This window comes from Dyella sp. (assembly GCF_051962475.1).
In the GTDB taxonomy this organism is placed as follows: Bacteria; Pseudomonadota; Gammaproteobacteria; order Xanthomonadales; family Rhodanobacteraceae; genus Dyella_A.
In genome coordinates this window covers 39698-65658 of sequence record NZ_JBQCCF010000020.1, presented here as the reverse complement: position 1 = coordinate 65658, position 25961 = coordinate 39698, and the positions used below count along the sequence as shown (strand labels likewise).

The 25961-nt window shown below is 64.5% G+C and carries 17 protein-coding genes; 9 read left to right on the top strand and 8 right to left on the bottom strand.

What is annotated here, in order from left to right; genetic code table 11:
- Positions 1–190 precede the first annotated feature (190 nt).
- On the bottom strand, positions 191–5722 hold the full coding sequence (locus tag ACTHJF_RS04400; RefSeq protein ID WP_440266033.1) for a putative Ig domain-containing protein: 5532 nt from the start codon (positions 5720–5722) through the stop codon (positions 191–193).
- 277 nt (positions 5723–5999) lie between these two features.
- Here ACTHJF_RS04400 and ACTHJF_RS04395 point away from each other — a divergent pair, with 277 nt between their 5' ends.
- Genes ACTHJF_RS04395 through ACTHJF_RS04380 form a run of 4 tightly spaced genes read left to right on the top strand, consistent with a single transcriptional unit; the run spans position 6000 to position 8191 of the window.
- The gene (locus ACTHJF_RS04395) at positions 6000–6509 is read left to right on the top strand and encodes a phage tail protein (RefSeq protein ID WP_440266032.1); all 510 of its coding nucleotides are present in this window, start codon (positions 6000–6002) and stop codon (positions 6507–6509) included.
- Between the two features lie 16 nt (positions 6510–6525).
- Positions 6526–7053: a phage tail protein gene (locus ACTHJF_RS04390; protein ID WP_440262428.1), complete on the top strand. Its 528-nt coding sequence runs from the start codon at positions 6526–6528 to the stop codon at positions 7051–7053.
- 54 nt (positions 7054–7107) lie between these two features.
- Positions 7108–7644, top strand: a complete 537-nt coding sequence (locus tag ACTHJF_RS04385) for a phage tail protein (RefSeq protein WP_440262427.1) — start codon at positions 7108–7110, stop codon at positions 7642–7644.
- Position 7645: 1 nt separating this feature from the next.
- Positions 7646–8191: a GNAT family N-acetyltransferase gene (locus ACTHJF_RS04380; protein WP_440266031.1), complete on the top strand. Its 546-nt coding sequence runs from the start codon at positions 7646–7648 to the stop codon at positions 8189–8191.
- 10 nt (positions 8192–8201) lie between these two features.
- Here the strand turns inward: ACTHJF_RS04380 and ACTHJF_RS04375 are convergent, their stop codons facing one another.
- Positions 8202–8495 carry a DUF6916 family protein gene (locus ACTHJF_RS04375; RefSeq protein WP_440266030.1) on the bottom strand — a complete coding sequence of 98 codons (294 nt, stop codon included), beginning with the start codon at positions 8493–8495 and terminating at the stop codon, positions 8202–8204.
- Positions 8496–8955: 460 nt separating this feature from the next.
- Between ACTHJF_RS04375 and ACTHJF_RS04370 the strand changes: the two genes are divergently transcribed.
- The 5 genes from ACTHJF_RS04370 to ACTHJF_RS04350 all read left to right on the top strand — a co-directional run bounded on the left by ACTHJF_RS04370 (position 8956) and on the right by ACTHJF_RS04350 (position 14132).
- The gene (locus tag ACTHJF_RS04370) at positions 8956–9348 is read left to right on the top strand and encodes a hypothetical protein (protein WP_440266029.1); all 393 of its coding nucleotides are present in this window, start codon (positions 8956–8958) and stop codon (positions 9346–9348) included.
- A 472-nt stretch (positions 9349–9820) separates the two neighbouring features.
- Positions 9821–11569 carry a hypothetical protein gene (locus tag ACTHJF_RS04365; RefSeq protein WP_440266028.1) on the top strand — a complete coding sequence of 583 codons (1749 nt, stop codon included), beginning with the start codon at positions 9821–9823 and terminating at the stop codon, positions 11567–11569.
- A gap of 165 nt (positions 11570–11734) precedes the next feature.
- The gene (locus ACTHJF_RS04360) at positions 11735–12418 is read left to right on the top strand and encodes a hypothetical protein (RefSeq protein WP_440266027.1); all 684 of its coding nucleotides are present in this window, start codon (positions 11735–11737) and stop codon (positions 12416–12418) included.
- 227 nt (positions 12419–12645) lie between these two features.
- Entirely contained in the window at positions 12646–12789 is a 144-nt protein-coding gene (locus ACTHJF_RS04355) for a hypothetical protein (RefSeq protein ID WP_440266026.1), read from the top strand.
- Positions 12790–13529: 740 nt separating this feature from the next.
- The gene (locus ACTHJF_RS04350; protein WP_440266025.1) at positions 13530–14132 is read left to right on the top strand and encodes a hypothetical protein; all 603 of its coding nucleotides are present in this window, start codon (positions 13530–13532) and stop codon (positions 14130–14132) included.
- Positions 14133–14330: 198 nt separating this feature from the next.
- Here the strand turns inward: ACTHJF_RS04350 and ACTHJF_RS04345 are convergent, their stop codons facing one another.
- From ACTHJF_RS04345 to ACTHJF_RS04320, 6 genes are all read right to left on the bottom strand, one after another.
- Positions 14331–15848: a WD40/YVTN/BNR-like repeat-containing protein gene (locus tag ACTHJF_RS04345; RefSeq protein ID WP_440266024.1), complete on the bottom strand. Its 1518-nt coding sequence runs from the start codon at positions 15846–15848 to the stop codon at positions 14331–14333.
- Positions 15849–15941: 93 nt separating this feature from the next.
- Positions 15942–16544, bottom strand: coding sequence for a hypothetical protein (locus ACTHJF_RS04340; protein WP_440266023.1), 603 nt, complete (start codon positions 16542–16544; stop codon positions 15942–15944).
- Between the two features lie 145 nt (positions 16545–16689).
- Positions 16690–17073, bottom strand: a complete 384-nt coding sequence (locus ACTHJF_RS04335) for a VOC family protein (protein ID WP_440266022.1) — start codon at positions 17071–17073, stop codon at positions 16690–16692.
- 157 nt (positions 17074–17230) lie between these two features.
- On the bottom strand, positions 17231–17632 hold the full coding sequence (locus ACTHJF_RS04330; RefSeq protein ID WP_440266021.1) for a hypothetical protein: 402 nt from the start codon (positions 17630–17632) through the stop codon (positions 17231–17233).
- A 258-nt stretch (positions 17633–17890) separates the two neighbouring features.
- Positions 17891–23827 carry a YDG domain-containing protein gene (locus tag ACTHJF_RS04325; protein ID WP_440266020.1) on the bottom strand — a complete coding sequence of 1979 codons (5937 nt, stop codon included), beginning with the start codon at positions 23825–23827 and terminating at the stop codon, positions 17891–17893.
- A gap of 34 nt (positions 23828–23861) precedes the next feature.
- Positions 23862–25589 carry a ShlB/FhaC/HecB family hemolysin secretion/activation protein gene (locus ACTHJF_RS04320; RefSeq protein WP_440266019.1) on the bottom strand — a complete coding sequence of 576 codons (1728 nt, stop codon included), beginning with the start codon at positions 25587–25589 and terminating at the stop codon, positions 23862–23864.
- Positions 25590–25961: the final 372 nt, after the last annotated feature.

Here is a 25961-nt window from a genome sequence, read left to right as displayed (position 1 = left end):
CAGGCACATCGCGATCATGCGTTCGATCGCGGGAATGCGTCACGCCCGTGGGCCACTTTGCCTGGACCTCCGAGGAATGGTGCAAAGCCATTGCGCAGGCCGATACGGCAGCGGCCCGGGCCGCCCGCCCCCTTCGACAAGCGGAGTTCTGCAGAACGGCCGGCGACGATCATCGCCACCGGCCACCCCATCAGGGTTCCAAGGCCTTCTGGACGCCCAGCTGGATGCTTTGATTGTCGCGACTCGTGTTGTCGATCTGTGCCTGGTACTCGGCACGCAGCGACCAGCCCTTGTAGGTCTGCAGTGTGAAGCCGGCGCCCAGGATGGTGTGGTTGCGCGACTGACGGCTGAGCGTGGCCTGGTAGAGCGGTCCGGTCAGCAAGTCGGCGTAGCGCATGGTTGCCACGCTGGCACCCTGCATGTCGTGCCCGAACTCTGCACGCAGTTGAGGCGTCCACATACCGTAGTCGCGCTTGACCGACCATTGCGCCAGCAGGCCCAGATTGGCGGTACTCGTCTTGACCGTTTGCCCCTCGTAGCGCAGCGCGAATACCGCATCGCCCGTTTCGGTGTAGCCGTCGAGCGCCGCGCGAGCCACGTCGAGTCGCCCGTAGGGCGTCAGCATCATGTCCTTCGCCTGATGCTGATAGCCGACCGAGAGCGAAGCGAACCACTGCTTTCCATCGCGACTGCCGTGGACCGTGTTGCCGTTGTCGGTGACGAATCGACGGGCGTCGAACTGTAGCCACTGATAGCCAGCAAGGGCGTCGAAGTAGATCGCCTCGCCTGGCTGATAGCTGCCGTAAACCGCGACGTTGTAGCTATCCACGGCACTGCGACTGCCGTGCTGGCCAATGTCAGACACATCATGGCCGTAACCCGCGCCCACGCCCAACGTCAGGGCCTGCGACACCTGCTTGTCCGCACCCAGGCTCAGGCCCGAGGTGGTGAAGTCGATGCCGTTGTCGCTCGCGCCCGGCTGAAGCTTGCCAAAGTTGACCGCACCGCCGGCCCAGAACGACACACCGCCCGGAGCCGCGTTACCGCTGACGCTCGGGTTGGTCATGGCGCCATCCGTGGGCATCAGGAACGGATCACCCGCCGAGCCCATGCCTTGCCGGCCATCGATCGTCAGTGGCTGGCGGCGCAGGCTGCTGGCCGAATTCATGGTGATGCCGTTGGAGAATCCGCCACGACTGCCACCGTTGTGCAGGCTCTCCAGGCGGCGCTGGAAGTTGTTGATCTGGCCCATCGCCATTCGGTGCGTCGCTTCGGCTTGGGCATCGAGCACGCCGGTCACTTCGGGATCCTTCGATGGGTCGCGGCGCAACTCGACGGTGATGTCCACCGTGCCTGGCTCGGAGGTGGCGAACGCATTACTCAGCGTGTAGGTGACCTTGGCGACCCCGCCGAATGTCGCCGCGGGGGTGAAGGCCAGTGTGTAGCCGCCGTTGGACGAACGGACCGTGGCCGTGCCCGCGTTCGCCGGCATGATGGACACCACATTGGCAGCGGTGAACGGCCCCCCGCGAGCCGCCGTGGTGAGGTCCACCTGCACCGTGACGCCGGCAATCGTCTTCGCGGTCAGCGCGGGCGCAACTGGGCGCGGATTCACCGCCAGCGTAACGTGCGCCGGCTGCGAGGTGCCGAAAGCGTTGCTCAGCGTGTAGTCCAGGCCGAACGTACCGGAGGCATTCGGATCCGCGGTGTAGACGATGTCGGTACCTTGAACCACCGCCGTTCCCGAGGTGGGTGCGGAGGTGATGGCTGCACCGGTGAAGGGACCGTTGGTCGCGCCCGCCGCCGCATGGATGGTGACGGACTTGCCGGCCAGGACCTTGGCAGTCTGCGCAGCCGCCACCGGCACCGCACCCGGAACCACGGTGATCGATACCGTCGCGGCGCCTGAGGTGCCGCCGGGCCCTGTCGCCGTGTATTTCAGCGTGTCGCTGCCGAAGTAGTTGGCCGCCGGGCTGTACACCACATCGAGCCCACTGACGGTGGCGGTACCGTGCGTCGGTTGCTGCGTGATGGAGATGCTGGTGATCGGGCCACTGTCGTTTGCGGTCACGGCAACCGTGACATGACCATTCGAGTTGACGCTGGCAGCGTCATCCACGGCAACCGGCACTGGCTGGTTGATGCCGAGCGTGTAGGCCTGCGAGCCCTGGAAGCCGTGCTGATCGGTTGCCGTCACCGTGATGTTGAAGCTGCCCGCGGCGGTCGGCGTGCCGGAGAGCGTACCGGCCGCGCTGAGCGTCAGGCCTGCCGGCAGTGCGCCTGTCGTCACCGCAAAGGTGTAGGGCGCCACGCCGCCGCTGGCCGAAAGCGTCTGCGCATAGGCTTGGGCGACCTGGCCACCCGGCAGCGTGGCCGGTGCCAGCGCGATCGTCGGGGCGGCGACTGTCAGCTGGTAGGCCGTGTCGGCCGTCTGGGTCGCAGCGTCCGTCACCCGAAGCGTGAAGTTGAATGTGCCGCTCGCCAGGGGCGTTCCATACAGCACGCCCGACGAAGAGAACGTCACGCCAGTCGGCAGCGCGCCGCCGACCAAGCTGAAGGTGTACGGCGTCGCCCCGCCGGAAGCGGTGATGGTCTGCGAATAGGCGGTCTCGGCAGTGGCACCGGGCAGCGGCGAGGCCGTGCTGAATGACACGGCACCGCCGGGCACCACGATGGCGAAGGACTGCGTTACCGATGGCGCAGGCTGGTAGGCGCCGTTGCCCGACTGATCCGCCTGGATGGTGCACGTGCCCGGCGCCACGGTCGTGAGCGCGCCCGCCGAGGTCACGGTGCAGATTGCGCTGGTGGTCGAGCTGAAGCTCACCGTCAATCCCGAACTGGCCGAGGCGACCATCTGCGGCGACGTGCCGAAGTTCTGCGAACCGGGGTTGTTGAACGTGATCGTCTGCGTGCCGAGCGGGGTAACGCTATTGGACGCGGCGGAGGCGCTGCCCGTACCGGCGCTGTTGGTGGCGGTCACCGTGAAGGTGTAGGCCGTACCGTTGGTCAGGCCGGTCACGGTGATCGGGCTCGTTGCCCCGGTACCGGTGATGCCACCGGGATTGGAGGTCACGGTGTAGCCGGTGATGGCCGCGCCGCCGTTGCTCGCCGGTGTCGCGAAAGACACGGTGGCCTGCGCGTCACCTGCACTGGCGGTACCGATGGTCGGCGCACCCGGAACCACCGCGGCCACCGTGAAACTCTGCGTGACCGTCGGTGCCGCGAGGTAAGTGCCGTCGCCGGCCTGATCCGCCGAGATGGTGCACGTACCGGCCGAGAGGAAAGTCAACGCACCACCGCTGGTGATGGTGCAGACCCCGGTGGTCTGCGAACTGAAGGTCGGCGTGAGTCCGGAGCTGGCCGTGGCGCTCAGTGTCGGTGTGGTGCCGAAGTTCTGCGTGCCGGGGTTGTTGAAGGTGATGGTCTGGGCGCCCTTTGGCGTGACGGCGTTGGACGGTGTCGACGCTGGCCCGGTGCCCGCTGTGTTGGTCGCGGTTACAGTGAAGGTATAGGCCGTGCCGTTGGTCAGGCCGGTCACCGTAATCGGGCTGGCCGACCCCGTGGCGGTGAAGCCACCGGGGCTGGAAGTCACGGTGTAGCTGCTGATCGGCGCGCCGCCGGTATTCGTCGGCGCCGCGAAGCTGACGGACGCCTGGGTATCTCCGGCCGTGGCGCTGGCTCCGGTGGGTGCGGCCGGTGCGATGGCCGTCACGTGCACCGTATAAGCCTGGTTACCGGTAAAGCTGTCCGCATCGGTGGCCGTGGCGGTAAAGCTGAAGTCGCCCGCGGTGGTCGGCGTGCCAGACAAGGTGCCGCCGGCGCTGAGGGTCAGGCCGGGCGGTACGCTGCCGGTGGCAGCGAAGGTATATGGCGCCGTGCCACCAGAGGCAGACAGCGTCTGGCTGTAAGCCGTGCCTACCGTCGCATTCGGCACGGTGCCGGGCGCAACCGTGATCGCCGGCCCGTCGATATGCAGTGTGTAGCTCTGAGAACCGGTGTATGGCGCGGCTGCGCCGGTAGTCGAATCGGTCGCCGTGATGGTGATCGGGTAATCACCCGCCTGGGTAGGAGTACCGCTCAACGCACCCGTGCTCGACAGCGAGAGACCGTTCGGCAGGCTGCCTGTCGTCACCGCATAGCTGTAGGGCGCGGTGCCACCCGAGGCCGTGACGGTCTGGCTGTACGCGGTGTTGAACGTGCCGTTCGGAAGCGTCGCCGGGGCGATCAGGATCGTCGGCGCATCGACTACCAGCGTCACTCCCGATCCGATGGAAAACGGTCCGGTGCCGGTCGAGCTGTCCGTCGCCGTCACGGTGAAATTGAACGTGCCGGCCGCGGTCGCGGTGCCGCTGAGTGTGCCGTCGCTGGCCAGGGCCAGCCCTGTTGGCAGGGAACCGGAAGTCACCGCGTAGGTATACGGCGCGGCACCGCCGCTGGCACCGGCGATGGAGTGGCTGTATGCCACGCCAGCAGAAGCATGAGGCGGGGCAGCTGGCGTATAGACGAGGGTCGGCGGGGACACCGTGATGGTCGCCGTAGCCGGTGACGAGGTGCCGGCACCGTTGGTGGCCGTATAGGTAAAGCTGTCGGGGCCGGCGTAACCGGTGGTTGGCGTATAAGTGATCGAGGTGCCGCTGGCCGTGGCCGTGCCGTGCGACGCAGCCGTCCCGATGGCCACCGAAGTGGCCGCACCGCCGGTGATGTTCAGCGTGACCGGATTGCTGGCGCTGTCATAGGCCACCGTCGCGCTCACCGAGTTGGCGACCGGCGGGATGTTCTGCACCGTGATGCTCAGGTTGACCGACTTGAAGTACGGGCCGCCCGGCCCGGGGCTAGCATCGGTGACCGTCAGGCTGAAGTTGTACGTGCCAACCGAGGTGGGCGTGCCGCTGATGGTGGTGCCGCTGAGCGTCAGGCCGGGAGGCAGCGCACCGGTGGTCAGCGAGTACGTATACGGCGCCAGCGCCCCGGACGTGTTCGCATTGAGGTCGTAACTGTAGGGCGTATTCAACGCAGCGGTGGGCGGTGCGGCGACCGTGATTCCCGAAGAGGGATTGGGCACCGTGACGGTGTACGACTTGGTACCGGTCGTACCGACATTGTCGGTGACGGTGATCGTGGCGGAATACGAGCCGGCCTGGTTCGGCGTGCCGCTGATCGTGCTGCCGGAGAGGCTCAGGCCCGAAGGCAACGAACCGGCGGTCAAGGCGTAGCTGTAGGGCGCCGTCCCGCCGCTTGACGAAAGAGTCTGCGAATAGCTGGTGCCCACCTGCGGTGTCGGCAGCGAGGTAGGGGAAACGGTGATGGGGCTGGTGGCGGCGCCGATCGCGACGTTCACGGTAAAAGGATTGCCACTCGCATCAGCCACCACGAACGAGTCGCTGGTCGCGCCCAAGCCATCGTTGGTGTAAGTGATGACGCCAGCGGCCGCATCCACGCTGACACTGCCATGGCTGGGGTTGGTGGTGTTCCCACTCGGGTAGGGGTTGAGACCGAACGGATCACACATCGTGCCGACATTGATCGTGATGGTTCCGCCTGCCGCCATCGGTGAGGTCGAAGGAGTGGTGTTTGCATCGGGAACGTTGAAGGTTCCGCAAGCAGCGTGGGCCGCGCTCGGGGTGATGGCCAACAAGGCCAACAGCATCAGCCAGACCCGCGGCGAACCACACAACGACGAAAGGCGCGCCAGGGCACGCTGCTTGGTCGAACGATTGGACATGACCCCTGACTCCCTGTTCCACGTCAGCCGCGGCAACGCGTGCTGGAACGTTTCACTCACGAAGATTGAATTGCTGCGGTCTTCCGCGACCGCCCCCTGTTCAGCGTGACGTCCTCGGCCGAGCCTACCGCCGATGCTCCGCCCTACCTGCTTCCCGCACAGACGCTTGCCGGCGCATTGTCCCTCCCGACGCCGATCGCTTGTCAAGCCTCAGTGACTGCGCCAGAGTAGCGCCGCGCTGCGCCAGGAACGGCGCGCATCCACCAAGGGGGAATCTATGTCAGACCCATACATGGGGCAGATCACGCTCATGTCGTTTTCGTTTGCGCCAAAATATTGGGCGGCGTGCAACGGACAAATCCTTCCGATCAACCAGAACCAGGCGCTTTTTTCCCTGCTGGGCACGAGCTACGGCGGAGATGGCGTCAGCAATTTCCGGCTCCCCGATCTGCGCGGTCGCACGCCCTATGGCATGTCGGACCAGTACCCCATGGGCCAATCGGCGGGTTCCGAAAACGTCACCTTGCTCGGCACGCAACTTCCGCAGCACATGCATCTGGCCGGTTACAGCACGCAGGCGGGTGCCGTGCGCAATCCAACTGGCGCGCTCTATGGCGACACGGGTTCGGCCACGCCTATCTACGCCGGGGCCGGTGGCTCCCAGGTACCGCTGAACCAGACAACGATCGGTAGCTCCGGTCAGAACCAGCCGCATTCGAACATGCAGCCGTACTCGGTGCTGAACTTCTGCATCGCGTTGTCCGGCGTTTACCCTTCACGCAACTGAGCCAGGAGATCGAGCCATGGATCCTTTTGTCGGCGAAATCCGCCTGCTGCCCTACAACTTTGCGCCGCTGAACTGGCATGACTGCGATGGCAGCCTGCTGCCCATTTCCGAGTACGACACGCTCTTCAATCTGATCGGAACCACCTACGGCGGCGATGGCCAGAATACGTTTGCTCTACCGGACTTGCGTGGCCGCCTGCCCATCCATCAGGGCACCGGTCCTGGGTTGAGCACTTACTCCATGGGCCAGCTCGCGGGCACGGAAACCGTCACGCTCACATCCGGCCAGATGCCGGCGCACACGCACACGGTGGTGGAAACCAGCGCCGTCGCAACCACCGGCACCCCGGGTGGCAATGTCGAACTGGGCGCCATCAGTGGCGACTCGATGTACACCAGCGACATTTCCGGCCTCACCCCGTTCGCGGCGGCCGGTTCCATGATCAGCTCCGCCGGTGGCAGCCAGCCGCACGACAACACCATGCCGACCCTGACGGTGCGGTTCTGCATCTCGCTGTACGGCATTTACCCGAGCCAGTCGTAGCCCCCGAGGCTGTGTCGTGGATCACCAAGGATCAAGGATCAAAAGGATCTCACCATGAGCGAACCCTTTCTCGGGCAGATACAGATCTTCGGCTTCAACTTTGCGCCGAATGGCTGGGCGCTGTGCGCCGGCCAGATCATGCCCATTTCTCAGAACACTGCGCTTTTTTCCCTGCTCGGCACCGTCTACGGCGGCGACGGCAAAGTCACGTATGGACTGCCCAATTTCCAAGGCTCGGCGGGCTGCGCTGTCGGTCAGGGACCGGGCCTGAGCGACCGGTACCTCGGTGAAACGTTCGGCACCGAGAACGTCACGCTCATCAGCAACGAAATGCCGATGCACAGCCATGGGTTCAACGTGTACAACCAGGGCGACGCCAGCAAACGGCACGGCACACCGGTATCCGGAGATGCGCTTTCGGCACCTGGCTCGATCACACCCTTCGTGGGCGGAACGCCCCCGGTAGGTGGCAATTTCCCGGCGACGATGGTGATGCCCGCAGGTGGCGGCCAGCCGCATACCAACCAGCAGCCCTACCTGTCGCTCAATTTCTGTATCGCGCTGAGTGGGGTGTTCCCGCAGCGCCCCTGAGATGGAATCGTTGCCCGCTTTCCCCAGATCGGCGATGCCGGTCTGGCTGGCGGAGGCGCTGACATCGCCGCATGCATCGGTGACGCTGCTTGCGGCCGAGGGCAGCGACCTGGCCTTTCTACGCGCGCTCTACGCTCAATCGCGCGAAGCGGAGCTGGCGCAGACGCCGTGGCCACCCGAGGCCAGGCAGGCCTTTTGCGACAGCCAGTTCAACCTGCAGCATCGTCACTACGTTTCGCAGTACCCGCCTGCGGCGGCGTTCCTCGTCATCCTCCAGGAACACCAACCGATCGGCCGGCTCTACCTGCATTGGTCAACCGACGAGCTGCGCATTGTCGACATCCTGCTCGCGAGCAGGTCGCGCCAGCAAGGCATAGGAACAGCACTCCTGCGGGCGCTGCAGATGGCCGTGGGCAATGCCGGCATTCCCACGATCAGCCTGCATGTCGAGCAGCAAAACAGCGAAGCCTATCGCCTCTATCGGCGCCTCGGTTTTTCGGAGGGCGATTGCCGTGGTGGCTACCTGCGCATGGATTGGCGGCCCTAACCCCGTTGGCTCAGTTGAATACGGCCTGATAGATAAAACCCCCGCGGTCGCGCGCGATCGGCACCAGAAAAATGCCGAACTCGCCCAGAGCGTCGTGCTTCATGCCGTAGGTCCGCTGCGGAAAAAGAATGGCCGCCTCATTGCGAAACAGCAGCGAGAATGGCTCGCGCAGCATGCCAGCTACCGGCGTGGGAGGAAGCGGCCTTGCCTCCACCAGCACGAACAATACGCTTTCGTTCTCGATATCTACCTTGAAGGTTTCATTGAGATGCGCCGCAAAATGATCGAGACGAAACAGCTGCATGGACTTCCTCCCTAATCGAGCGAGGATGCCGAAGCCGCGCCGCGCTTTCAACAAGCATCCGCAGGCCGACTCAGGTCAGCCACCGTCCGGCGCCATTGATTCCCCGACAAAAGCATCGCGGCGCGCATGCCGCACACCACCACTCCGTGGGTGTGACGTCGCCCTTTCATCGTTCACCGCGTCCACTGAATCGGACCGGCGAGGATCGAAGGTACAGAAGAGCCGGGCCCGACGCCTTGCCGTGCGGGGAGGCTTGGGCGATGGCCAATTCAGCCCGGCTTTTTCGCACTACTGATTGCGGGAGCCGCGCCCCTTGGCGGCGACATCAACTCGCAACTATATGCGCACGGTGCCGGCGCGGTGCAGCAGTGCGGTTCGCAAAGCCGTCGCACCGACAGCACGATCGCCGGCAGCTCGCTTGAGCTGCGATCACTTTGGGCAACCACAAGGAGGGACAGCAGTGCAGAACGCATACTTCATCATGACCCCGGGCGCGCAGTTGGACACCTACGTCAAGTACGGGCATCACGGCGCAAAGGGCAATTACTTCAAGTTCGGCGACACGAACGCCTTCACCACGCTCGGCGTGCGCGGGGGCTACACCACGCACAATCCCGACTCCGGCGTGGCAGGCGTCATCACCAACCAGATGGCGGCCCACAATCTGGGCACACGGATCAAGAACGACATCATTCTCAGCGGCCTGCATCCGATTCCCGGCACGGAGTGGTTCTCGGTCCAAACGGTCGCGGCGTGGCAGCTGTTCCGGCTGATCCTCAACCACTACGACGGACGCATCGTCAACGACGGCAACTACGGGGCTTTTCGCACCGCCGTGCTCAACCTGCTCTGATCGAGCGCGCGCTCGATTGCAGGCTTGGCGCCAGCCAGGATGTCCGCTCCGATGCGAATCAGACATGGCATGTCACCAACCATCCAGATGGTGCCCGTTCGCCGTCAATTTCTTGCGTTCGCGCCGGGGCACCTTCAACGCGTGCAGCCGCACCCTTGTGTTCGGGGCTCGCAAGCTCTCACGCGCCCACTCTTTCCTATTGCTGCTGTGCGCAGCCTTGGGCTAATAAGAAATTGGCTACAGGGGGCCAGACCGAATGCATCCAGTGCAAGCTTGAGCGCCGACTGCGCGCCACGTCTCTCATCCATACATCACCCGATCCGCCCGCAAGCAGGGTGGCGAGAGGGTGTGTGGCCATACCGTCATCGAGTGCCCGATGCACGGTGTACGCGCCACGGCACATGCGCGGTTCGTTCCATCGAACCGCATGGAAGCACTACCAAAACGCATAACGCCCAGGAAAGGGGACCCCATGAAAATTCGCTCCACCCGCCGGCACGCCGCAATTACCTCGGTGATCGCCGCCGCCATCACCACCTGCCTCGTCGCTCCGGTGACCGCAGCCACCCACCCCGCATCGAAAACGGTGGCACCACACATCCTGCCGGTGCAGATCAGCCCGAACGTACCCAGCGACATACCCGGTGGCGCCGGCAATGCCTCGCTGAGTCAGGCGGCCATCTTCGCTTGGGAAGAGTTCATTGCACTGAACTGGCCCGCGGTGACGCAGAACGGCGCACCCGGCACGCGCGACACGCCCGATACCACCAAGTACTTCGGCGACCCCAGCTACACCGGCCCGCTGGCGTGGCATACCTATCGCAACAAGGTGGAGATTTTTCCGGGCGCCGGCCTGCCGGCGGGCACCACGGCCGGCAGCAGTATGGCCCCACCCTACCAGTGCAATTACGACGCAGCACCGCAATACAACTACGCAAGCACCGCCACCACCCACGTGGCTCCCAGCGGCCCCAATCCACCCTGGATCAACGCCGACGAGAACAGTCAGATCGGTCTGGATCACATCTTCGCTGGCGTGGCCAATGGCTCCGCCACACCGTTGAACAACGAGATCCTGTTTCTGGCCAAGGGCAACCGGGTGGACTTCGACTACGTCTGCCCGAAGGGCTGGTGGTCGACCAACACGTCAAGGCCGTACATCAATGCCACCAAGGCTTACATACAGCAGCACGGCAAGGATCCGACCCCGGGCTCCAGCACCCTGGTGAGCTTCCCCTACGGCACCATCGAGCTCAAGGCCGCCTGGCGTCGCCTCGGCTCGAGCGAGGACGCCAGCCGCTTCTACACCACCAAGGTGCGCTATTACGCCACCAACACCGCCAACGGCGTTACCCAGATCGTTCCCGTCGACGAGACCCTGGCGCTGGTCGGCCTGCACATCATCCAGAAGACACCCTCGGCGCCGTACTTCATCTTCGCTACCTTCGAACAGGCCGACAACATCCTCGACGCCAGTGGCCAGCCGGTGGAGAACGCGAACGGCACGCTGCTCAAGCCGGCAGCGAACGCGTTGACGCCGGCCATCGAGTCGGTCGATGCCACGGCAAAGGCGGGGCAGTCGTTCAAGTACACCGAGGGCGAATTCGGCGACGCCGGCCCGCAGCTCAACTACTCCAACGTGCCCAACAGCGGCCTGGTCACCGGCACCATCAAGGTGAACACCCGCAAGCACGCCATCCCGCAGGACATCATCACCGTCAACCAGGAAGCCCACCAGGCGATCGCCACCTACATGGCCGCGCACTTCCCGGCAGGCACCAGGTCACCGTGGGCCTACTACAAGCTGGTGAACGTGCAGGCCAAGCCGATCGACAAGCCGGTTCCCGGCCAGACCTACACCGGCGCCGACGCCGCCACCTACTACCAAGCCAACAGCACCATCGAGACCGACTACGACCTGCAGGTCTTCAGCGGTCAGTTCTACCCCTACGGCAGCTCGCTGCCCGAGGGTGAAGGCGGCACGTTGGTCAACACCATCACCGACTTCAACGCCGATGGCAGCCCCTTCAAGAACGTGGCGCATGCGGGCCACACCTTCAACATGGGCGGGTGCATGGGCTGCCACGGCAATGCCCAGCACGGCGGCGCGGACTTCAGCTTCATTCTCGCCGGCGGCCGCGACACCACCCCGGACACCGCCGGCACCGTGGAGCCCGTGCTTCTCAACAAGGTCGTCCGTTACCTGAAGAAAACCAAGTAACTTCGCGCTTGACGGGTGGACAGAAGGGGCCGGCTCACGTCGCAGAACGACTGCACATGGGCCCGCCCCTGCGTTCGCCCGGCTCGAATCAGCTAGGACGTCTCCTCAGTTCGACGCATCGGGGCTGGATATTCAACTTTTGACTGACGTATCAAGGAGAGATCAATGAAAAAACTTCTCATCGCGCTGCTGACTCTTGTCTGCACCGCCTGCGCGCCCGCGGTAACCAAAGTGGATATCCCGGATATTGCAACGTCCGATTCAGTGCAGGTGACCGACATGCGCCCAGCCAGCGAAAGGGAACACGAAATCTTCAGTCTTCTGATCACCAGTAAGGAATATGGAATCTGGCGCGTGGGTGACAAGCAACTGTCACCTTCTCCGGTGAAGCTCCTGCAGTATGCCCTTGCCAAGCAATCGAACGCCACGCGACCGCCTTCAAAGGTGGTGGTCCGCCATTTCGTGGTCTACGCCAACATGCAATCCCAGCTTAGGCACGGCGCGGTAGGGGCGGGAATTGGCGGCGCGCTTGGTGGACTTATTGGAAACGCCATGGCGAGCCATGACGAGAGCGCATTAACCAGCAGCGTGGACGAGCATGGGTTCAATACGATGTCCGCTGATGAATACAAGCGCGGCCTCTACACACCCACCGAAGATCCGAACAAGGCCTCGGTCTTCGTCGTCTACATCGATACCGAGATCGATGGAGTCCAGGTATTCACCCGGACCATTGCGCCAGCAACCCCCAAGAAGGGCGCCCAGCCCCCTTTGGTCGATGCGGTGCAGCTAGCGATCCGAAACCAGCTTGCGAAGTACGGCGAGCATCCGGTCGCCGTACAGTCCTGATAGTCAGGCTGCAGATAAGTCGACCCCACAGCGCCCTCATGGGACCTCTTCTGCCATCGCCCCGCCATCTGGCATGGTCGATGAGGTCAGCGCAGTACTGGGATTCTCACCGCCTTGAATCTCTCTGGAGAGATGGCGCCAAGACCATGGCATCACCGTGGCCTTGGCGTCATGGCGGTCACATCTATGGCGTAACCTGCAGTCCACTCGGGAGCGAGCTGTTGTAGATGCTCTCGTTCGACGGCAGTGCCAGCTCGGGCTGCGCCGTGAAGGTGCAAGTGGTGGTGGTGGAGCACACCCCGTCGTTGAGCCAGGGCACAACGCTGGAGCCGTTCGACCAGATGATGTCTGCCCGACTATCGCCGTCGTAATCGCCGTTGGCCACGATCGAGTACCCACTAAGGCCGCTCGGCACGCTGAACGAAGCGACCTTGTCGACCTTGGCACCGTTCACCAGCCAGCAGCCCCACTGACTGCCGTCGGCGTGGCATCCCAGAATTGAGGATTACGCTATCCACCACCCGCCAGTGGGTTCGACCCCGTTTCCACAGGTCGCCCACCGTAAATGGTTGCGAAGCCCAACCTTCGAGCTAAGCCACAGCCAGCGTGAAGCAGTCCTGGATCGAGACCAATTGCCGTTCGAATGGAAAAAACTGCGCTCGCGACAGAGACCTTGCAGGGGCCGGCCTTGCTGACGGCCTCGTCTAAAGAAGGCAGTCGAGCACCTGGTGCGAAGAGACAAATCGCTCATGCGATCACCGAAGACATCGGGCAACTTGCGTGCCAGCGACAACGAAACAGATTTGCAACGCCTGAATCGTGATCCTGCTCTCAGCCCTGAACGGCGAGTGCCGCACGGCGACACTCCATGTCAGCCGGTCTGACTCTTTTTTGTCACAAACAATTTCGCCACCTCCCGCCAAGCGAGCGCGAGCACACTCTTTCCACCCGGTCGTCCGCCAACTTGGCGAGCTTCGTGTCGGCGGGCGGCGCGCGCATAGGCCACGGCCACCACCAACCGTTGCGCCTATGCTTCGATTGGCTCTGATCAACTAGGATGCTTTGGCGCACACTTCTCCCGTTGCAGGCATGGCACATGGAGGCATGGACTATGAAGACATGGATTTGGAGCGCAGCATTGCTGGCGCTTTGCGGATTCACGGCGATGAACGAGCTTGGCGCCACCAGCGCGGCGTCGCAGCATGTTTCCAAGGTCGACCACGCGACGATCATCGAGACGTCGCCGAGCGCCCTCTACGATCCAGGCGCCGTGCGGGGAACACCGCTGCGATTGGGCGCCCAGTGGACGAGTGATGCGCCACAGTCAGTGACACTCGTGCTGTCTTACCAGTCGATGGTCTCCAGCGATGATCCCACGGTGCCAAACTTCAACGCCCTGCAGATCAGCATCGATGGCCAGATGTCATCATTCCCGGCCAGCAAGCCCAGTGATCTGAGCAGCGGCTTCGACAACTCGATGTCACACACGATCCACATCTCGAGCCGGGGCGAGGTGTCGATCCCCTATGCCGTTCTTCAGCGGATGGTGGCAGCGAAGGATTGCTGGCTGCGCGTCGGCGATCAGGACGCGAGGTTCTCCACGGACCATCTTCCGGACGGCAAGCCCACGGCGATCGTGTCGATCCGGGAATTCATGACGAAGGTGGAAGCAGCTCGCACCAGCGACAGCGGATCGACCCCGCGATCCGGTTGATGGGGATTCTGTCCCTAACGGAGTAGGTGCCGCCTGAAACGCACCCCGCTCTCGCTTCGCGTGGCGATGCGGTCCACACCTGTTATCCGCGAGATCCGGGGTTGTCGCCAACCGCTGTGCACCCAGGTGCCGGGGATGGGCAGCTACGTGCCCATCGACCTCGGCGTCCAAAGGTGAGCCTTTGTTCTGAGCTACCTGCTAGTAAGCTGCCGACTCGATTCGCCACGTGCCGCCATCCTGGCCAAGGATGGCGCCGCCTCGCGCAATGCAGAACGCCGGCTTGCCGCTCGCGTCGTCGATCATGTGCTCGCATTCCTCAGGCGGCTGGTTCAGCACGGACCAATCGTCGGCGGCCTGCTGATACCGCAGCAGCATGACGGTGACGGAGAACGCGTTCGGCCGCATTCTCACGGCCATTCCGTGTGTGGGATCGGAAAACTTCACGTCATCGATCACCAGCGGGGGAGCCTTGTGCTGCTTCCAGGACACCCCCTTGTCCGTGGAAAGGAAAAGCTTCGAAAAGATTCCCTTCGCATGGAACACGGTCAGCAGATCGCCATTGGGGCTGACGTTGAAGCCGTCCACGTCAGTGGGTGCTGGCACCTTGCTCCATTGCATGGAATTCAGGTCGAGGCGGTAAAGATCAGGGTCCGCGTTTACGTAATACGCTTCCTCCGTCAGTTGGCCGCGAATATGGAATCCCCACCGAGCGACCGCTTGGTGAACAGCGGCGAATGCGCCCAGTGCGTCTCCAGCACTCGCGTACACATTGACCGCCTTGCTCGCACCGAAGGTGGTGGCCAGCCAGTGCTTTCCGCTCCAACTGATATCGATGACCGGCTCATCGCTGGGAAGCGTAGCGGCCGCATTCCAGGTTTTTCCCCCATCCACGCTTGTCCGGATCCGGCCGTTGTCGTATCCGGCTACGAGCAAGTCGTCCCGACGGGCGAGCGCCGTAATGGTGGCGAGCACACCCGAATCGATGGATGTCCAGGAAGCATCCGGATGCCGAACCCGAATCTGCCCAAGATCGGCTCCGTAGAGCAGATCGCCCTGCCCGTCCGTCAGCGCGACCTGGGTTGTGGGGGCCACAGAGGCTTTGGCCAGGTCGAAGAACGCCTGGCTGGACTTCGCTTCCGCCAACTGCTGGCGCAACGGCGGGCGATTCACCTTCCGCTCGTACGCCGTCATCAGGTCCGCAATGAGACCCAGGCCGGTGGGGCGCTGAGGTTGCTGAATGGCTTGTGGAGGCGCGGCTGGACGCCATTCGATAGGGGCATCGCGAAGATGCGACGCGAACTCCGTACGGACCGCCTGCAAGGCGCTATCGCTCCCGGCCGGGCGAACCGGTAGCACGACGAACTTGTATCCGCCGATCGCGATCGGCACCAGCGCGCCGAGATCCGTGACCCTGCCGGCTTCGACGTGAAACGACACGTAGTCGCCGAATGCCAGGCCATCCCAGCGGTCCAGCTTGTAATCCCCCGAGGGTAGCCAGGTCTCAGCAACACGAGAACCGTCTTCGTAGACGATATCCAGCGGATAGGTCGCCGACCCGTTCACCGCCCTCACCGAAATAGAGTGGGTGATGTTCTGGCCCGGGAGGTTGGCGTAGACAAGCCCGGTGCCCGCAGCCGGACCGAGCCGTGTCGGCACGGTCGTAGTGCATCCGGCAAGACCCAACAAACACGCGGCCAACGAAAGATATCCCTTCATTTGTATCTCCCTGTGTCCGAAAGAGGGGCAGGTTCACTCCTTGCTCCAGTGAACCTGCACACTTCGCTGATCGTTTTGCGTACGCGAAAAATGTCAGATGCCGTCGTCGGCCGGCAGCGTCAGCTCGGCGCGCTGCTGCGCATCGGCTTTGTCCCACTTGCGCAGGTAGTCGAACTTCTTGGCGCGAATGTCGCCTGCATGCTCGCGATACCACTGCTGTGCCGCTGGCGTCACCGTCACCCAGTCCGTCTGGGCCATCCACTCGCGGAAGTCCTTCGACTGCATGCTGTACTTCGCGTCAGCGCGATTATGGATGGGCAAAAGCGAGAAGCGCGCCTTCCACACGCCCATGCGCGGGCTCACCAGCGTGTAGTACGTCTTTCCAGCATCCAGGTGCGCAGTCATGAAGTCCGCGTTCTCCGCCACCACCATGAACAAGTGATCGCCCGGGTCCGCCTGGTAGGCAATCTTGGTCTTGGTCGACACGATACCGATGAAGGTGTCGCCCTTCTCTGCGGTGTCGTACACCGACGACTGAATCGCTCCGCCGAGCGACGACGGCCGCATGAACACCACCAGCGCCTTGCCTGGTGCCGGCCTCGGCTCCGATCCCCCTGCTTTCGTCATCAACGACGACTGACACCCCGTCAGCCCCGCCAGCAACGCCAGCGCCACACTCCAGCGAATCAAACGCATGCTCGTTTCCCCCTGTTGGTCTGGTCTACCGCTCCGAAAGAGGGACAGGTTCACTCCATGTCCCGGCAAGTGAGCCTGCCCCGTTATACGGTTACGAACAGCGACAACCGGACCCAATTAGCTGCGCCCCGTTATCGTTGCGAACTCAATCCCATCGATTGGCATTCTTCGGGTAACCAGGCCGCTGGACCCGTACGACGCAGAAACGCTGGCCTGTCGGGGCCTGCATCACCACCCAACGCTCAAGTCGCTCAACCACCGTGGCGCCCAGCCCCTCAAGCCGAGCGACCTCGGCAGGGATGTCGTCGGTCTCGATGTCCAGGTGCACGCGACTCTCATGCTCCACACGCTGGATCTGCACGATGGGTTCGTCAGGTGGTGTTTCGAGCATGCGGTAGTTGCCCCGTGTGCCGGGATGCAAACTGTCGATCGGGCGACCGAGAGCACCCGCCCAGAACGTTGCCGCTTGATCCACGTCGTCGGTACGGCAATCGATCAGAACGGCGCAGAGTCGAGAGTGATGGGCCATGACTTTTCCTTGATGGCGAGGCTGCGCGTGTGAATCCCGGGTACTTGCATCAAACGGCAGCAGAAGAAGGTGCTCCGATCATGCCAGTCGTAGTTGCCAGACAGGTGGACCAGACACGCATCGATGAACAATGCACTCTGCCCCTCTTTCGCAACAACTAGGCCGGCCCACCCGCGCTCATCAACGCATACAGAGCGATGCCCATGCTGATCGACAAGAGCCAAAGCGCCAGGCCCTCGTAGATTTTTTCGGCCTTCTTTGCCGACGCATACGACGACCGTGGCTTGGCGATCTGCAAAACCCGATGCGTTTGCCTGAGGCGGTCCACGAGCGAGTACTGCGCCAGAAACGCCAGCAATGCCGCCAGGAACATCATGCTCGTGGCGATCATGATCTTGACGAAGAAGCGCTTGTCACCCTCGACGAACTGCACCAGCGCGATCAAGCCGCCAGCCGCCGTCATGGCAATGGTCCCGAGCTGCTTCAGGTAGTCGTATGACAGCCCGGCCGCCGTATCCAGGCTGACCTGCTCGGTGCCATCTTGAGAGTGCGTATCCACAGGTGCCCCGGAGGAAATGTTGCGAAGCCTAACGTTCGAGTTAAGCCGCACTCTGTGTCAAGCAATACCGGATCGAGGCTGATCGGCGGTGACATCCCTCGCTCTCAACGCGGGGGATGTCACCGCCCCTCAACTCGACCCGGACGACCAGAAGCCGCGATCAACCGATCGCTGGCCAGCCACGTCCTCTTTCGCCGACGCGGCGGCAGGGGACTGCCGCCGTTGCTCATGCGCTTCGACTTGCCCGACTCGCCTGTCTCAATGGGTGAAGCCGAGCACCAGTGCGTGCACCTGTTGGGGATGGATGCCTGCCTGCCGTTTCAGGGCGGAGAGGCTGTAAGCGACCAGCGCGTCCCGACCGAGTTTGGCTGCGTTCGCCGACGCCACGACGTGCAGAGTGCCGTCCTGCAACAGCTCCATATGTAGCGAGGCGGTCTCCTGCTCGCCGACCTTGACCTGTGTCGAAGCCCGCAAACGCACTGGCTGCTCCAGGCTTGGCGCGGCGTCGCGCTCACCGGACACCGAGTGCAGCGCCAGGCTGTCGCCCAGGTCGTCCACCCGGAACCGATCGACCGTCTGCCCTTCCTCGGTGAAGACGGGCAAGATCGTGATACGCGGCTTAGCCAAAGCATCGCCAACCAGCGAGATAGTCACGCCATCGCCGTTACGAAGCATCTGGTCCATCGTCGCATCGCCCGCATCGCGTCCACTGACGCCCGCACCCGCCGTGCCGCTCGCGCCCGCACCGTCATGGCCTGCGTCATTCGCGACACCGTTGCTGTTGGCGTTGGCGTTGTCTGCACTCTGGCCGCCGCTGGCGAGCGTACCGGCTCCCGCGCCCGTGGCGGCCGAGCCGCTGCCGCCACCTGCACCGCCAACAGCCGCCGGATCCAGCGAACTGGCACCGAGTTGAGGTTGTGCGGAGCCGGCCAGTTCGCCCATCGCGCCGGTCGATGCTGCGATCGCGCCTGGCGAGGTGCCTGCGGCTGTATCGCTCGTACCGGGCTGCGTACCGTTGCCGCCCAGAGACGATTGCGAGATAGCATCCACGGCGTTGCGACCCGGCAGGTCACTGATCCCGGCAACTGCCTGCTGGTGCGCGTTGACCAGCGCATAGTTGCCTGCATCCGTACCGCTTAGGGACAGCGCGATCTGCACCGTCTTGTTCGCGCCGGTTCCGCTGGTGTCGAACTGGCCCTGCCCCTGCAACGCCACGTCGTCACCGTCGACCAGCCCCTGCAGAGGTGGGAGCACCAAGGTTGCATCGCCATTGCCATCGAAGCGCTTATCCACCACCGCCACCGTGCCGGAAGTAATGGTCTTGGGCGTGATGTCGCCCGTGGACGATGCGGTGGTGCTCGCCAGCTGGTAGTTGCCGGCGTCGCCGCCGCTCAGGCCCAGCGATACATCGACGTGCTTGCCGGTGCCGGCGTTCTTGTTGTCGTACAGGCCGGACAGATCGAGCGACAGGTCGTCGCCACCCACCACGCCGACCGGGCCGGTGCTGTGAACCGTCGCGTCGCGGCTGCCGTCGTAGACCTTGCCCGCCACGCTCAGCGTGCCGGCGTCGATCGTCTTGGGCGTGATGGACGCGGTACTGGCGCGCGGGTTGGCCGTGGTCGCATCGAGAACATAGTTGCCCGCATCGTCGCCGCTCAAGGTGGCGCTGACCACTACGTTCTTGTTGTCGCCGACGTTCTTGTCGGTGAAGGCGGCCTGGGCAACCAGCCACACCTTGTCACCCGCAATCAGGTTGTTCGGCGACACGCTCGCCAACGATGCGTCGGTGGTGCCGTCATAGACCTTGTCCTGCACCGCCACGCCCACCGTTACGGTGCGCCTGTCGATGTCGGCGTAGGTCGCGCCGTCCACTGCGTAGTTGCCCGCGTCGGTGCCGACAAGGCTTACGCCGGTGACATTGACGAGCTTGCCCGTACCGGCATTCCGGTCGGCGAAGGTGACATTGCCGGTGTCGAACGAGACGCTGTCGCTACCGATCACGCCATCCAGACTCACGCTGCCGGCCAGCTGGGCCGCGGTGGTCCCATCGTAGATCTTGTCCTGGACCGAGCCGGCGCCCAGGCTGATCGTTTTCTTGGTCACCGTACCGATGGCGCCACTGGCACTGGTGCTGGCGAGCGTGTAGCCGTAAACACGCACGCCGCCATTGCTGGTGCCGCCGATATCCAGACCGTCCATGGTGACGGTCTTGCCGCTACCGACGTTCTTGTCGTCGTAGTGCGACGTACCCTTGTTGACGACAACCGTGTCCCCGTCGATAGCGCCGGTGAGCGACAGGCCGATGTCATCCGAGCTGGCCGCGCCGGTGCCGTCGTAAACCTTGTCGGCCGAACCGGTCAGGGTCACGCCGATGGTCGGCGCGACGGTGTAGAGGAAGCCGCTGCCGTTGTCGAGCACGGTGTCGGCGGTGCCGGCGTCGTACTGCTTGAACTCCGCAGCCAGTCCGCCACGGGTGTCGTTGAGCGGCGAGGTGGAATAGACCAGCCAGCGACCCTGGTCCGCACTCACCGCCGTGGCGCCGGCATGGTTGATGAAGTTGCGCCCCGCAGCGAGCAGCACGGCGGTCTGCGCTGCACCAGCGTTGCCGGCGTGCACGGCGTTATTCAGCACCAGGTCGGAGCTCGCGCCCGCGGCGCGCACGTCCACGGCGCCGGTGGTCTCGATGCCGTCCAGGCCATCGACGCTGTCCACACTCAGGGTGCGGCCGTTGGTGAACGAAAGGCTGCCCACGTCGGCGGCGATCCGGTCGACCTGGTGGGTGCTTCCAGCCAGATCCACCACGCCGGTGGAACGCAGCGCCAGCGCGTCCGCAGTGATGACGCCACTGCCCTGGATGCCGGCGCCCGCCGTGTCATTCAGCGCCACTGTCTGCGCGGCGGTCACCGCGTGATCCAGCTGCAGGCCACCCTGATCCACGTTGACGTAGAGACTGCCGGTATCGACCTGCATGTCGCCGAGCTGCTGCAGGGTGCCGGCATCGATCTGCATGCGGTTGCCGACATTGACGTCGAAGTCGTCGACCGTCACGTCGAGGTTGCCCGCCGCCACGTTAAGCGTGTCCAGGCCATTGAAGCGCGCCAGCGCGGCGCCGCTCAATACGGTACCGGTGCCGCCCAGCGAGAAGGTGGTGCTGTTGTCGAGGGCGAACGTCACCGTCGCGTTCGACTGGTGGCCCAACACGACGGAACCCGCTCCAAAGCCCTTGCCGGCCGTGGCCTGGAGGGTGCTGCCGGAGTCGGCGAAGTCAATCGACGAGCCCAGTCCGAGCGTGTCCCGCGCCTTCAGCGCCACGGTCGCGGTCTTGCCCGACTGGATGCTCAGGCCGGCCAAGCCGTCCACCGCGCCCAGGCTCCAGTTGCTGCTGGCGCTGGTGATGTTGCTGTCGCCGCCTACGTCCAGGCCCAGCGTGGTGAAGTCGAAGGTGTCGTCGCTGATCGTGGCGCCGCCGCCAGCGGTGATCGCCAGGCTGGCGGCGGAGACGCCGCCGGCCACGCCGATCACCTGCCCACCGCTCTTCAGGTGCACCGTGGTTGCGCCGGTGCTGATGTCGCTGTCAAACACGAGGTTGCCGCCGTCGCTGCGGCCCACCTCCAGCGTGGCCGCATCGACCTCGCCGATCGAGGCGTTGCTGAGCCCGGAACCCAGATGCAGTTCGTTGGACGCCGTAGACTGGCGGATGGTCACCTTGCCGGCACCGCTCCTTGCGGTCACCGCCTTGCCGATGTTGATGTTGTCGCCGGTGAGGATCAGGTCGCCAGTGGTAGAGAGGCTGCCCAGCGAAATGTCCACATTGCGGTTGACCAGCTCGAAGCTGCCGGTAGCGTTGAAGCTGTAATCGCCCGAGACGCTGATGGTTCCGGTGCCGTCTTCGCGGCCGATGGTGAGGTTCTTGATGCCGGGCAGCTTGTTCAGCGTGGCGGCAGAAGCAAAGCCGCTGGCGTCGCCCAGCACCATGCTGGTGGAGGCGTCGTACGGCTCCAGGCGCATCGAAGCGGTGCTCAGGTTCTGCAGCGTCGCCGAGCCCCAGTCGATGGCGTTGGCGCGCAGCACCAGCACACCGCTGCCTGTGTTGAGGTTGACATTGACCGCACCGAAATTGATGTTGCCGTCGGTGTAGATGCTGGCGTTGCCGCCCATGGTGAAGGCGGTATCGATATTGACGTCGCCGCTGGCGCTGAGCAGGCCGTTGAGCACCTTGTCGCCGGTGGTGTACGAGCCGTCGGCCTTGAAGAAGATGCGCCCGGCGCCCAGCAGCATGTCCGAGTTCAACGTGACCGCGCCGCTGCCGGTGGACAAGTACAGGTTGCCGCCATTGGTATTGATCGGCGAGTTCAGCGTCAGGTCGCCGCCACCCATGTTGTCCGAGTCGCCCCAGATACGCACGTAGCCGCCGTTGGTGGTCAGTGCGCCGCCGACCGAGATGCCGTCGGCACCGTAAAGGGTGATCGAACCCGCGCCGGGCGTACCGTCGCCGGGCGTGCTGACGTTGTGAGTGGGAAGCGTAGCCGGATTCGTGCCGGTGCCGTGGGCGACAAGGTTTGCCACGTTGGTGAGGTAGCCGCTGCCGGTGCGGCCGGACTGCATGTAGATGCTGCCGGTGCCGAACACTTCGATGGTGTTGTTCTTGTTGGCGAAGTTGATCGTGCCGCTGGTGTTCTCCAGACGCAGGCTGACGTTGTTGGCCATCGTCAGGTGGCCATCGCCGCCATTGAGGCTCAGGTCCGCAACGGTGATGCCGTTGTCGGCCTGCAGCATGACGTTGGCGGTCTGCGCCTCCAGGTCGTCAACATAGACGGTCGATCCAGTGATGACGCCACTGCCGACGCCGGCCTGGATGGTGAGGGTGGTGGGGTCGAGCAACAGGTCGCCGGTAGCGCCGTTCGTCGCGCGTGCGTCGGTGCGGCCGCTGTAGGTCAGATCCTGCTTACCAGAGACCTCCGCACGGCCGCCATCGCCGCCCTGGGCGCCACCCGTGATGTCGATCTGTCCAGCGAAGTGGGTGCTGCCGTCGGACCAGAACACCACTTCGCCACCGTCACCGCGCTTACTGGCGCTGGCGTCGACCGACACGCTGTTGTCCACGTCGACACGGGTGGCGTTGTGCAGCGACGCATCGTGGCCCTGCCAGCCGCCGCCCACGTGAATGGCACCGCCGCCGAGCGCGCCGCTCGCATCGAGCCGCGCCCCACCGTCCAGCACCAGGCGATCGCCGAGCAGGTCGATGCGACCGCCCGTGCCGGATGCCGAGCTGGCATCGAGCTGGCCGCTGACGTTGACCTGGCCGTTGTCACCGCCGTCGAGCAGGATGCGTCCCCCCTGCGCGCTCAGATCGGTGGCCTCGATCACGCCGTCCATGTTGATCACGCTGGAGTGCAGCGCACTGGCACCGCGTGCGCTGAGCAGCACTGCGTTGCCCTCGATCAGGCCGCTCTGCGCGATCTGGGCCTGCAGCGCACCCTTCTCCACCGCCAGCGACAACAGGCCGTCCTGATCGAAGTCCAGTGCTACCTGATCGCCGGCGGCCAGACCGACCTGGTCGGCGCGGATGGTGCCGGCATTGCCCACCACCGGTGCCAGCATGGCTACCACGCCGCCCTGCGCGCGGATCGTGCCTTCATTGCGCACGGCGCCCGCGGCGCCCGCGGCGGCGAAGCGCGCGCGGCCAGCCAGGAAATCGCTGTCGCTGATGCCCAGCGAGCTGGCCACCAGGCCGCCCACATCCACCTGCGCGCCCTTGCCGAAGTACACGCCGTTGGGGTTCACCAGCCAGACCTGGCCATTGGCGCTGAGCTTGCCCAGCACCTGGCTGGTTGTTCCACCGAGCACGCGATTGAGCGCCACGGCGCTGCTGTTGGGCTGCTCGAAGCGCACGCTGGCGTCGCTGCCGATGTCGAAGCTGGTCCAGTTGAGGATCGCGCGCTGGCTGTCCTGGTGCACGGTCAGGTCGGCGCCGTGCTGATTGAGCTGAACGTTGCCGGCGACAACCTGCGCGCCGCTGGGCAACGCGGTGGTATCCGTGGCGTAGACCGACAGCGGCATGCCACCGATCGCGATGGCAGCAGCGGCAGCGCGCACGATGGCGCCCGCGCGCTTGCCACGGCGCTTGGCGATCTCGGCAACGGCTACGTAGGCGCCGCGCATGTCGTCCCAGATCAGGCGGTAGGTATGGTTCATGGAGTAGGTCCTCGGATCTCTTGGGATGACGGCGTCAGAAGCGCAGGCTCGCCTGCAGCCACAGGTACTGGCCGAAACGCTGGCCATCGGCATTCAGGCCGGTGGCGCCGTGGCCGGGGTTGTCGCCCAGGTGGCGCGCCCATGCGCTGCGGAACGACCATCGCGCGCCTTGCAGATTCAGGCCGATACCGGCGCTGGAAAGGCTGTACTGGTTGCCCGTCCACGGCATCACCGAACCGGCCCACGGATCGATGTGCTGGCGCACATGGCCGCGATCGACGAACACCAGTGCCTGCGCGCTCAGGCCCGCAGTCAGTGGAATGTCGTGGCGCAATTCCGCGCTGGCCAGCCACCCGCTGTCGCCGCTGGCCTCACCCACCGGATAGCCGCGCACGCCGGACGGGCCGCCGAGCAGGAACTTCTCGGAGGAATCCAGGTTCTTGCTGCCGATCTGCCCGTTGGCGCCCAGATACAGGCCCCAGTTGCTCACACCACCCAGGCTCTGGGTACGCTCGACACGCCAGATCCATTTGTCGAAATGGCCGCGGGTGCGCGCACTGACCGAATCGGCGAATCGATCGGCGTCATTGCCCAGGCGCAGGCTGCCGGTGGCCCAGCCGGCGCTCACGCCGGTGTAGCCACCGCCCCACCAGTTGTCCCAGACATTGCCGCTGAACATCGCGGTGAGTTCATCCAGCTCGCGCTCGCGCAGGGTCTGGCCCAGCGCTCGATCGACGAGTCGCTTATGGCCGGCGTCCACGCTGATCCAGAGGCTGCGCTTGCGGGTACGCAGCAGCGGATAGCTGAGGCCCGCGCTGACCGTGCCGGCGGAGCCGGAAAGATCCAGCGGCTTGAACTCGCCGCCGATGTCGTAACGCAACCACGATGTGGCGAAATTGGCGCGCAGCCCGGAAGGGCTCAGGCCTACGGAATAGTTCAGGCCGAGCACATCGCTGCCACGGCTGTGGCTGGCGCTGGCGCCGAGCTGATCCTCGCGGTCGAGCGGGCGGTTCAGCGTGGTCCAGGCGCTGGTGCGCCACTGCCCGGTGTAACGGTTGTTGAAGTTGTCCTCGCTGACGCCGCCGGTCCAATCGGGCGTGGTGTCGGCACTGACAAGCAGACGGCTGGTACCGGGTTCGGCGCCCTTCTCAAGGGTGGCGTGTGCGGACACGCCGGGCACGTCGTTGATCAACAGCAGCGCGCGCTCCAACTGGTCGTTGCGCACCGGGCCATCGGGCAGTGCGGCGTCGGCGATGGCAGTCATGCGCGAGCGCAGCGCCTCGTCGTGGGACAACACCTGCACGCCGCCGTGACCGCGCTGCAACCGACCGATCATGATCGCGATCTCGAGCTCGCGATCGCTCAGGTCCTGACGCGGCAGATAGGCGCGCGCCAGCAAGTAACCCTGCGCCTGCAGCGTCGCACTGACGCGCTGCGCCAGTGCCTTCAACTGCGCATAGGTCAGCGATTTGCCGAGGGCGTCGGCCACCACGGCCTGCAACGTCTTGTCGTCGACCAGGCCTTCGGCGCCGGTGAAGCGCACGCGGTCGATCCGCGCACGGAAACCCACATCGCCCCGCGCCTCGGGCAGCGGTGTATGCACTGGCGCATCCGGCTCCGCCCGGCGCTGCGGCCGATCCTGATGCTGTTGCTGATTGAGCAGCGTCCCAGCATCCGGCGGCGCCGTCTGGGCCATGGCGATGTTCACGGCCAACGGCAAAGTGCCGAGCCCAAGTAGCGCAGCCAAGCGCGTCGTCTTCATCCGAATATCCCCTGATTACTGAGCCGTCGATCGCGGCCTGAAACGGGGGCTTATTCTGGGGAGAAATTCGCCGCATAACTTACGAGTTCTTACATCGGCGCATCCAAATGCTTGCATTGCTCGCGGCAATATTTTAGTTGCGACGCTCGTTGTCGTTTTCCGCTGAAAAACAGCACGAATGGACCGATAGCGTCACCACTCTCAGGCACTTGGCAGGCATGACGTGCCGAGACATCGCGTCGTGTAGCGCACGCTGCACGTGAACGTCTCCAGCCATGACGAGGAGTGTCGTGCGGTGCGCGAGGTACAGAGTCGCGCTCAGTCCACCGCCGACCAAGAAGCGCGCGATGGCGCACGACTCGACGCGCATCG

Excerpts from the sequence above, each read along its gene's own strand:
- ACTHJF_RS04400 (WP_440266033.1), bottom strand. The coding sequence starts at position 5,722 with ATGTCCAATCGTTCGACCAAGCAGCGTGCCCTGGCGCGCCTTTCGTCG.
- ACTHJF_RS04395 (WP_440266032.1), top strand. The coding sequence starts at position 6,000 with ATGTCAGACCCATACATGGGGCAGATCACGCTCATGTCGTTTTCGTTT.
- ACTHJF_RS04390 (WP_440262428.1), top strand. The coding sequence starts at position 6,526 with ATGGATCCTTTTGTCGGCGAAATCCGCCTGCTGCCCTACAACTTTGCG.
- ACTHJF_RS04385 (WP_440262427.1), top strand. The coding sequence starts at position 7,108 with ATGAGCGAACCCTTTCTCGGGCAGATACAGATCTTCGGCTTCAACTTT.
- ACTHJF_RS04380 (WP_440266031.1), top strand. The coding sequence starts at position 7,646 with ATGGAATCGTTGCCCGCTTTCCCCAGATCGGCGATGCCGGTCTGGCTG.
- ACTHJF_RS04375 (WP_440266030.1), bottom strand. The coding sequence starts at position 8,495 with ATGCAGCTGTTTCGTCTCGATCATTTTGCGGCGCATCTCAATGAAACC.
- ACTHJF_RS04365 (WP_440266028.1), top strand. The coding sequence starts at position 9,821 with ATGAAAATTCGCTCCACCCGCCGGCACGCCGCAATTACCTCGGTGATC.
- ACTHJF_RS04360 (WP_440266027.1), top strand. The coding sequence starts at position 11,735 with ATGAAAAAACTTCTCATCGCGCTGCTGACTCTTGTCTGCACCGCCTGC.
- ACTHJF_RS04355 (WP_440266026.1), top strand. The coding sequence starts at position 12,646 with ATGCTCTCGTTCGACGGCAGTGCCAGCTCGGGCTGCGCCGTGAAGGTG.
- ACTHJF_RS04350 (WP_440266025.1), top strand. The coding sequence starts at position 13,530 with ATGAAGACATGGATTTGGAGCGCAGCATTGCTGGCGCTTTGCGGATTC.
- ACTHJF_RS04345 (WP_440266024.1), bottom strand. The coding sequence starts at position 15,848 with ATGAAGGGATATCTTTCGTTGGCCGCGTGTTTGTTGGGTCTTGCCGGA.
- ACTHJF_RS04340 (WP_440266023.1), bottom strand. The coding sequence starts at position 16,544 with ATGCGTTTGATTCGCTGGAGTGTGGCGCTGGCGTTGCTGGCGGGGCTG.
- ACTHJF_RS04335 (WP_440266022.1), bottom strand. The coding sequence starts at position 17,073 with ATGGCCCATCACTCTCGACTCTGCGCCGTTCTGATCGATTGCCGTACC.
- ACTHJF_RS04325 (WP_440266020.1), bottom strand. The coding sequence starts at position 23,827 with ATGAACCATACCTACCGCCTGATCTGGGACGACATGCGCGGCGCCTAC.
- ACTHJF_RS04320 (WP_440266019.1), bottom strand. The coding sequence starts at position 25,589 with ATGAAGACGACGCGCTTGGCTGCGCTACTTGGGCTCGGCACTTTGCCG.